Source organism: Nostoc cycadae WK-1, from assembly GCF_002897135.1.
Lineage (GTDB): Bacteria > Cyanobacteriota > Cyanobacteriia > Cyanobacteriales > Nostocaceae > Nostoc_B.
Genome location: NZ_DF978430.1, coordinates 187,228 through 194,280 on the forward strand (window position 1 = coordinate 187,228; position 7,053 = coordinate 194,280).

The 7,053-nt window shown below is 42.5% G+C and carries 6 protein-coding genes; 3 read left to right on the forward strand and 3 right to left on the reverse strand.

The annotated features are described in order from the left end of the window. Together NCWK1_RS16005 and NCWK1_RS16010 are read left to right on the forward strand one after the other, a co-directional pair. Positions 1-1,151, forward strand: a 1,151-nt coding sequence (locus NCWK1_RS16005; RefSeq protein ID WP_103125389.1) for an iron uptake porin, incomplete at its 5' end; no start/stop codon positions are given. Between the two features lie 118 nt (positions 1,152-1,269). After that, positions 1,270-2,901 (forward strand): iron uptake porin, encoded by a 1,632-nt coding sequence (locus NCWK1_RS16010; RefSeq protein WP_096576889.1) that lies wholly within the window; start codon positions 1,270-1,272, stop codon positions 2,899-2,901. 56 nt (positions 2,902-2,957) lie between these two features. Here the strand turns inward: NCWK1_RS16010 and NCWK1_RS16015 are convergent, their stop codons facing one another. Next, positions 2,958-3,218: a hypothetical protein gene (locus NCWK1_RS16015; protein ID WP_096576892.1), complete on the reverse strand. Its 261-nt coding sequence runs from the start codon at positions 3,216-3,218 to the stop codon at positions 2,958-2,960. 234 nt (positions 3,219-3,452) lie between these two features. Between NCWK1_RS16015 and NCWK1_RS16020 the strand changes: the two genes are divergently transcribed. After that, positions 3,453-4,061, forward strand: coding sequence for a DUF3318 domain-containing protein (locus NCWK1_RS16020; protein WP_103125390.1), 609 nt, complete (start codon positions 3,453-3,455; stop codon positions 4,059-4,061). Between the two features lie 29 nt (positions 4,062-4,090). Here NCWK1_RS16020 and NCWK1_RS16025 read toward each other — a convergent pair whose 3' ends face one another. Further along, the gene (locus NCWK1_RS16025) at positions 4,091-5,695 is read right to left on the reverse strand and encodes a glycosyltransferase family 39 protein (RefSeq protein ID WP_103125453.1); all 1,605 of its coding nucleotides are present in this window, start codon (positions 5,693-5,695) and stop codon (positions 4,091-4,093) included. 245 nt (positions 5,696-5,940) lie between these two features. Then, a partial coding sequence (locus NCWK1_RS16030) for a glycosyltransferase (protein ID WP_103125391.1) occupies positions 5,941-7,053 on the reverse strand: 1,113 nt, incomplete at its 5' end.

Consider the following 7,053-nt stretch of genomic DNA (forward strand, 5'->3'; position numbering starts at 1 on the left):
CCACTAAGTTGGTCGGTGAAGCTATTTTCGACGCATCTCAAGCATTTGGAAACAATCAAGCGGTATCTAATCCCCAGACACCAACACGAGATTTAACTTCCAACACTACTTTCGACTACCGGGCGCGTTTAAACTTATTAAGCAGCTTCACAGGTACAGATCAACTGCAAGTCCGGTTACAAGCTGGGAATATTGTCAACAACAGAAGCGTAACTGGTACAAGCCAAACCCGTTTGTCGTTTGCTGACCCGACTGATAACCAAGTTCAAGTTGATAAAATTAACTACGCTTTCAATTTGAGCGATTATATTCGGGTGAAAGTTGATGCTAACACTGGCGAGTTGTGGGAAAACGTCAACGTCTTCAACCCAGACTTTAGAAGTAGTGGTACAGGTGCAATTTCACGTTACGGACGTTTCAGCCCAATTTATCGTTTAGGCTCTGGCGGCGCTGGTTTAACAGTTACTCTTAACCCTAAAGGTGCTATTAGCTTAACCGGAGCTTATTTAGCTTCTAAAGCCAGTAACCCCAATGAAGGTTTTGGCTTGTTCAACGGTGATTATGCAGCTTTTGGACAAATAGAATTTAAACCCAGTAAAGCCTTGAATATTGGTCTCGCTTACGCCCATACTTATGACGGCGGGAGAGATAATGATACAGATCCGACTAACACCAATACGAACGCTATCAACTTTATAGGTGCTACAGGTAGTACATTTGCTGGTGCGCCCTTTGGTAGTGGTGTTGCTACCACAGGTAATCACTATGGTATCCAAGCAAGCTTTAAACCTAGTGATAAGTTGACGATTGGTGGTTGGGCTGGATACTCTAATGCTGTAGCTGAAACTGGCGCAAACAGAGGTAGAGATGCAGATGTAGTCTACTGGGCTGGAACCTTGGCGCTGAGAGACCTTGGTAAACAAGGTAACGTACTAGGTATCGTGTTTGGTCAGCCACCAACAGTGACAGAAAGTCCTGTTGCTAATCGTAGAGATGGACAAAGTACTTACCATCTAGAAGGTCTGTATAAAATCAAGGTCAGCAACAACATTCAAGTGACACCTGGTTTGCTGGTAATTTTCAACCCTGAAAACAACAGCAGAAACGATACTATTTACGTAGGGACATTACGTACAACTTTCACTTTCTAAAATCACACTTACGTGATATAATGAAAACAAGGTTTATGAGTATAATTCCTGAGAAAATAATCAGGAATTATGTTCATAAACTTTTGTTTGACGGTATGGTGTGAGTGAAAGCAAAATCATGAAAAATTCTTTCTGGAATGTTCTGAAAGTCAGTCCAGCAGTTTTAGCTGCGACCTTATTAGCTGCTAACAGCGCTTTAGCAGGAGAAGCTAACGAGCAAATCACAACTGTTAATCAGTTGTCTGCACAACCTGACAGCATGGGTCAAGTAACATCCGTTTCTCAATTTTCGGATGTACAGCCTACAGATTGGGCATTCCAAGCCTTACAGTCCTTAGTAGAACGTTACGGTTGTATTGCAGGTTATCCCAACGGTACATATCGCGGGAACCGGGCTTTAACTCGTTATGAGTTTGCTGCTGGTTTGAACGCTTGTTTAGACAGGGTTAACGAATTAATTGCTACAGCCACAGCTGATTTAGTTACCAAAGAAGACTTAGCCACATTACAGCGTTTACAAGAAGAATTTTCCGCCGAACTCGCAACTCTGCGTGGTCGGGTAGATGCGCTGGAAGCCCGGACATCTGAGTTAGAAGCAAATCAATTCTCCACTACCACTAAGTTGGTCGGTGAAGCTATTTTCACTGTAGCTGCACCCTTTGGTGGTGATAGAGCTGATACAGACACTGATCGCAACAACAACCGGAACCTAGACAGTAATGTGATTTTGGCTGATCGGGTGCGGTTGAACTTATATACCAGCTTTACAGGTTCAGATAGATTGCAAACTCGTTTGCAAGCTCGAAATCTCACCCAATTTGGCACTTCTGTTACTGGCACCAACATGACTCGCTTAGGTCATGATGGTGATAATAGTAATGAAGTTGAAGTTGATAAACTCAACTATGAATTTAACCTAGTAAGTGATGCAATCCGAGTCAAGGTTGATGCGTTTGGTGCGGAACTGTGGAATAACATCAACGTATTCAACCCAGACTTCAGAAGTAGTGGTACAGGTGCTTTGTCTCGCTACGGACGTTTCAGCCCAATTTATCGGGCATCCTCTCCTGGTGGTGCAGGTTTGACAGTGACTGTAAACCCCAAAGGGCCTATCAGCCTCACAGGTGCGTATCTTGCACCTAACGCTAGTGACCCTTCCCAAGGTAATGGCTTATTCAACGGATCTAATGCCTACTTTGGTCAAATAGACTTCAAACCAAGCAAACAGATCAACCTTGGTTTTGCCTACTCTCACACTTATCAAAATGATGGTGCTGATATTGATGTCAACCTGTTTGGTAGCCAAGGTAGTTCTCTTTCTAGCAGACCTTTCGGTAACATTGGTACCACAGCTAACAACTACAGTTTCATGGCTAACTTCCGCCCCACTGATAAAATTGGCGTTGGCGGTTGGGTAGGTTACACCGATGCACAAGCTGACGCTGGTACAACTTCCGGTGACGCAGAGATTTGGTACTGGGCGGCTAATTTATCTATCAAAGACCTGGGTAGAGAAGGTAACACTTTAGGTATCATTTTTGGTCAACCACCCAAAGTTACTGACCTGAATTTTGGTGGTAGAGCAAATACCGACAGAGATACTTCTTATCACTTAGAAGGTCTTTATAAAATCAAAGTCAGCGATAACATTTTAGTGACTCCTGGCTTGTTGGTAGTTTTCAATCCTGAACATAACGACAACAACGATACTATCTACGTCGGTACAATTCGTACCACCTTCTCGTTCTAGAATTTAGGTTTGGATGAGATGAGATAGATAAAAAAGCCCACTTTACGTGGGCTTTTTTATTGGGGAGGATCATCTTCTGGTTTAGCCAAATCCGATGGGGGTCGATCGCTACTCCAAGCCCACCATGCACAACCACAATGACATTTATAGAACTCTTGCCATTTGCGGCGGTGTTCTTCTGAGATCACAGGCGATCGCCGATTGATCCAAACTTGTAATGCTTCTCGACTACTAGAATGGCAAGTAGGACAGCAAAATTCATAAGAGTGAACTGCCTCAGATGTCCATTCAGGTGGGATGGGAGCAAAAGCGTCCATGTAATTTAAAATTTAATCTCAGCAGGCAGCATATCAGCCCGAATTAATATAGATCTGTTTATCTAGATATTTTCATAAATACGTCTGTTTTTTTACAACTCTTAATTTCTGTAAAGGACGAGATACCCGAATTCTTTGAGAAGTCGGGTATCTGAACCTCTCAATTTTTCAGAACAACGAACCACATAGACGCGTAAGCGGCTTCTCGCAGAGTAGGGCGCAAAGAACACAAAGATGGAACCAAATGCGGAAATTCGTCGGTTATTAGATGTGATGCCGGCTTCTGGGAGAATGACGACCAAAATAGTCAGTAAACCACAGCAAGCCAAGGTCATTGATGCTACTTTTCCCTTGCCTTGGAATCAAGATAGACCGATATACATTAATTTTGACTTATGGGGGCGCTTAACCAAACCACAACGAGATTTGCTGCTGTTGCAGAAGGTTAGCTGGTTAATTGGGGTGAAATGGTTTAAACCAAATATTGATCAAGGTGTCGTGCTGCTGGGATTGTTGGCTGGATTAATTGAATCGTCGCAGTCAGATGCAGTTGGTGTGGCGGTGGCTGGGGGATTAAGTGCGATCGCCGCTTTGCGTATTTGGCGTAGTAACAAATCATCAGAGTCGGAGTTAAATGCTGATATAGCAGCCATTAAAGTAGCCCAACGTCGGGGTTATTTAGAAGCTGAAGCGTCGCAACATTTACTATCTGCAATTGAAGCCGTAGCCAAAATAGAAGGAGGTTCTGGGTTAAATTTTACGGAGTTAATTCGCTGTCAAAATTTACGGGCGATCGCAGGTTTATCATCTGTGGGTGTACCAGAGTTTTTCAATGCAGAGTAGCGCTAAGGTAAGCGGAGGGAAAGAACTGACTATTGACAATGATAAATTTTGTACTCGTAGCCGTTGACTGCTGGTAGAGATTTAGTTTCAGCAAGACATTTTTCTGTTTCTGCTGCTGTGGGGGCGCGGAAATTTACTAACCACAAATCAAAAGGTTTTGGCAGAGTTTTTAAAATATTATTGAGGGTATTTGTAGAAGTATTTGGGTTTTGGTCTTGATGTGCAAGGACAAACTGGAGTGATGCTGATGGCGTATTTTGAATTTTCCACTCTCTAGCAATACCCATCATTTCACCCATTTGAACATGGGTAATTTGAGTAGTTGCAATCACGACTGGAACTTGAGATGTTTGTCTGATAAGTTGTAAAAATAAATCAGGGCGATAGTATTTTTGATAGCCTAAATTACAAATCACAGTTACTGCGCTACAAAATCCCATGAGCCAAATTATTGCTAAAGCTTGTTTGCCTGTGATTTTATAATTTTTCTCCTGAATTTGCCAACGAACTGCTAAACTTGCCCCAAGTAAAAGAATGACGGCGGGAAAATACACAAAGTTATAACGAGCGCCTCTGGTTAAATCAATTCCCAGGAAATAAGTAAAGACAAAAAATAAAGCGATCGCCGCTAAAATAATTCCCCATAAAACCTGAGTTTCTGGTTGTTGTAATTGAACTTTGATGCCGCGGATAAATATTGGTAAAAACCAAATAAAGAAAATCAACATCACCAGCCCAGAAATTAAAATAATTGCTAACTGTGGTGATTCGATGGGGAGCAAGAAAAGCATTGTTACCCAAGCTGCAAAAGCCTGAAAAAATGGGTTTAACCATTCAAATCCTTGGCGCGGTTGTTGTATCCAATCTGTTAATTTATCACCATAATTATTCTGTAAAAATATTGGTACCCAAACTATTCCTGAGATAGCAGTACCAGCAGCAACCGCATAAATTCGCCGCCACGGTGGAGATGTAAAATTACTTTGTCGCCAAGCGAGGAAAATTAAAACTAAGGCTTCACTACCAAGGGTAAGAACAAAAAAGTAATGGGTTGCAATCCCGAAAGCATTAATAACTACCCAAGCTAGTGCTGTGGTGATGGGTAATTGTGTCCGATTTTGGATGTGGCGCGTAGCGATAATTAAACAAGCAAAAGATGCAATCACCCACAAAATTGCCAAAGTGTAATGACGTGCTTCTTGTGCCAGAAAGATAGCATAAGGTGAGACCGCCATAATGGCAGCAGCGATATGTGCAATCAAGCGAGAACGAAAAGTTAGCCAGCCTAAACCATAGATAGCGGGAATTGATGCAGCACCAAAAATTGCCGAGAGCGATCGCGCCCCCCATAATGAAACTAGACCTTGTTGTGTCGGAAATAACTGCATCCACCAGTGAGCTAAGAAAAAATACAGTGGCGGATGATTGGTTTCATGGCTCAAGTGCGCCCAAACATCTTGGATAGTATCACTTGCTTGGGGTTGCAATGGTTGTAATAAAATATCAGGTGCGATCGCTTGGTCTAAGGGTACTGGTAAAAAACTATTCCCCAAGCTAAATACTAAAGTCGAAAATTCATCAGTCCAAGGTGGTTTTGCTGTTAAATTAGTTAAACGCAAACCCAGACCAATCATTAACCACACCAGTAACAGCAAAGGATGAAACCAGCGACTATTGGTCACAAAATGCCAATTCCCCGCTATCGGGTTTGAGGGAGAAGTTTCGTCTGCTAAAGGCACGCGGCGGTTAGCAAAGGTAGAAAAAAACAAAATCGTATGTTGGTAAAATTTTGATGCACTCCCAAAAAAAACTTTCATAGCCGCGCCATTTACAAGTCAACTCATTGCTATTTTGACTTGATTTGTAAATTTAAGTTCGCTTATTTCACATCAGTTACGCGCCAACTCAGTTTTAAATTCACCCAAAAATTCCAGACAGTCGCAACTGCGATCGCAATTAAGTTAGCAACATAACGATTGGGAATAACAAAATTAAAGACTAAATTTAACACCAACACATTTATTCCCAATCCTGCCAAGCAAACAAGATTAAATTTCAAAAGCCGCTTCAGACGATGATGCCATTCTTGCTGTCTCTGACTCACATCAGCAAATGTCCAAGCATCATTCCACAAAAAATTATTAAAAACTGCAATTTCACCAGCAATGATTTTACTCCGTGTTAGGGGTAAAGCTAAAGTCGTCGGGTCGCTAAGTAGATAAAGTATTGCCATATCCACAAATACCCCACTTAGTCCTACCAAGCCAAAGCGGAGAAATCGACCAATGGGAAAAGAAGATTTTTGTCCCACCTGTTTTGTAGTTAGCCGTAAGCGCAATAAGTGATGTAAGTATTCTATATATTGTTTCCATGTCACTTTGCTTTCGCCTTCTTGGCGCTCGCAAAATACATAACCAACCTCGGCAATTTCTCCTACATTTCCCCGTCCAATCACCTCTAGGAGAATTTTGTAGCCTACAGGATTAAGCGTGACACCTGCAATACAACTGCGACGCACCATAAAATAACCACTCATCGGGTCAGAAACTCTCCCTAATACCCCAGGTAAGAAAATCAAACCCAACACTTGAGCGCCACGAGACAAAAAACGTCTCACCGCACTCCAACTGCTGACACCGCCACCTTCTATATGACGACTCGCCACAGCCAAATCTGCGCCCTGTGCAATACCACGTAACAGCTGCGCCAACACTTCTGGCGGGTGTTGTAAATCTCCATCAATTACGCCTAAAACACTCCCCCTAGCAGCTTGCCACCCGCGGATAACTGCTGAAGATAATCCCCGTTCTTGTTGGCGACGCATCACCCGCAAGTTAGGATATTCTGCCATCATTGATTGCGCTACTTCCCAAGTGCGGTCTGGACTATCATCATCTACCACAATTAGCTCGTAATCTTCTGAGATAAATTCCTCTATCAGTTCGCATAGAATCTTGATGACCTTGGCGATGTTGTCACGCTCTTTATAAGT